This is a genomic window from Chitinophaga sp. (assembly GCF_036566945.1).
Lineage (GTDB): Bacteria > Bacteroidota > Bacteroidia > Chitinophagales > Chitinophagaceae > Chitinophaga.
Genome location: NZ_DATCVJ010000511.1, coordinates 1 through 2180, shown reverse-complemented (window position 1 = coordinate 2180; position 2180 = coordinate 1). Strand labels below are relative to the sequence as shown.

Here is a 2180-nt window from a genome sequence, read left to right as displayed (position 1 = left end):
CTTTAAATATGGTCACGTTATCAGTAACTTCAAATGTTTTTTGTTTCATGTTGAAGATACTTGCTTCACGGTCAGTACCCAGGAAGATAGTAGAACCTGGTGTTCTTCCTTTGATCTGGATCTGCGGTGTAGCAGGATCAGACAAGGGATCTCTGAAATCGTGAACGGAAGAGTAACCCAGGATCAAGCTGTTAGACAGCGAGCTGTTGAAGTTACTTTTCAGTTCAGCTACTGTAGAACTCTGGTTATTGGTTTGTTTGAAATCGATGCCTTTGAAACGGAAGTTCTGTTGATCGCGTTCCAGGTTGGTGGCTTCAGATGTAATGGTATTGTTACGGATAGACAACTGGTGTTTTCCGTTGATATGCCAGTCTAATCTGTTAAAGAATTTATTAGAGTTGGAATAGATGCTGGTGTTACCTGCGGTACCCGGATCTACACCATAACTTTTCATTAAAGCAGTGATATCAGCTGCATCTTTTTCTGTTAAGATACCGCCGTTGTCAGCAGAGCCGGCAGCGAGGATCACCGGATCAACGCGACGGGTAATTTCTTCGTTGGTGAAGAAGAATAATTTGTTTTTGATGATAGGGAAACCTACACGAACACCTGTCTGGTATTCATGAAAATCGCTTGGTAATTTAGAACCGTCACCGGCGTTGTTTTTACCAATCATGGAGGCGTTACGGCCGTAACCATATATGGAACCATGTACTTCGTTGGTACCGCTGCGTGTTACCGCGTTTACGCTACCACCGAGGAAGTTACCTACTTTCACATCGAATGGAGCCAGTAAAACCTGTACATCCTGGATCGCATCCAGTGATACCGGGTTAGTGCGGGTGCTGCTACCTGGCTGACCGCTGGTGCTGCTCTGTCCACCTAAGGAAGGGCTGAAACCAATTGCGTCATTGTTGATAGCACCATCCAGGGTTACGTTATTGTAACGGTAGTTGGTACCGAGGAAGGAGTTGTTGTTGCTCTGTGGAGTTACTTTAGTAAGGTCCTGCAGACTGCGGCTCAGGGAAGGAAGCGTTTTGATCTGCTCCTGTCCTATTTTGGTACCGCTGGATTTACCACCGCCTGCATTACCTGTAACAACTACTTCACTCAGGGCTGTTGATTCTTCCTGTAATTTAAAGTTGAAACTGGTAGTTCCCAGTCCGAGGTTAACATCTGATTTTACTTCTTTCTTATATCCAATGAATGAAACCGTGATGGTATAAGGACCACCCGGATTCAGGTTCGGCAGATTATAGCGGCCGTCTGTGTTGGTTTGTACACCGGATTTAGCGCCGGTACTGTTGTTTACTATTACTACTGTAACGCCAGGAATAGCCTGACCACCCGGATCGGATACTTTACCCGAAATCACAGATGTAGTTACCTGCGCCTGCGCGTTGTTGTAAAAAATGATTACAAGGAAGCTAACTAATAGCGTAAAGAATGATTTCATAAACTGTTTGTAAGTATTTACAGGTGCAAAGGAAACAGTCTAAAACAACCAGAATGTTAACAGATTATTACGGAATTGTTAAGGAGTACATAAAGCAAGCTTAAAATCGGCTGTTTTTTATTTTTTGGGTTAAAATAATATCATATTCTCCTCTCTATTTGTCTTTAATGTTAACAGAGCCGAAAAAAGGGGGTACAAATTTATTGTTAACTGAGGGTAAACAATAAAGAGAAATAATATAACCTTAACGTATATACGAAAAAGCCCCGCCTTTATAGGCAGGGCCATGTGATAAGTCATCTAAAAAAGATGTTTAATAAATTTCGACTTTGAAAGTCCCGTCCGTTAAAGGTTTTTCAGTATCACCATTTGATAATACACCGGAGAAAGTTCCCTCCGCATGTTTACTATTAATGCTCGTTATATTTACTTTGATATTTTGACCGGTATACCCCAATTCCTTTTGCTGTATTTGCATCAGGGACATTTCTACACCCTCGAATGAGCCGGTAGTAAGGGTATCTTTAGGGAATGTAATCATCATTTCCATATGGTAGCCGAAGTTATTGGTCACGCCATCTATTACCAGGGTTTTCATGCCAGCATACACGGTATCGGTGATATATGCTTCGGTAGCGTTGGACTGATAAGTATCCTTATCCAGTTTAAAGGAAAAGCTGCTGGTTGGCTTGGCGTCGTCTGTTTTTGAGCTGCAGGCATTCAC

The 2180-nt window shown here is 42.4% G+C and carries 2 protein-coding genes; both read right to left on the bottom strand.

Annotated features, from left to right (window positions below):
* The coding region (locus VIP81_RS15580; protein ID WP_331962524.1) for a TonB-dependent receptor at positions 1–1456 on the bottom strand (1456 nt) is incomplete at its 3' end.
* 313 nt (positions 1457–1769) lie between these two features.
* On the bottom strand, positions 1770–2180 hold a 411-nt coding region (locus VIP81_RS15575; RefSeq protein ID WP_331962521.1), incomplete at its 5' end, for a hypothetical protein.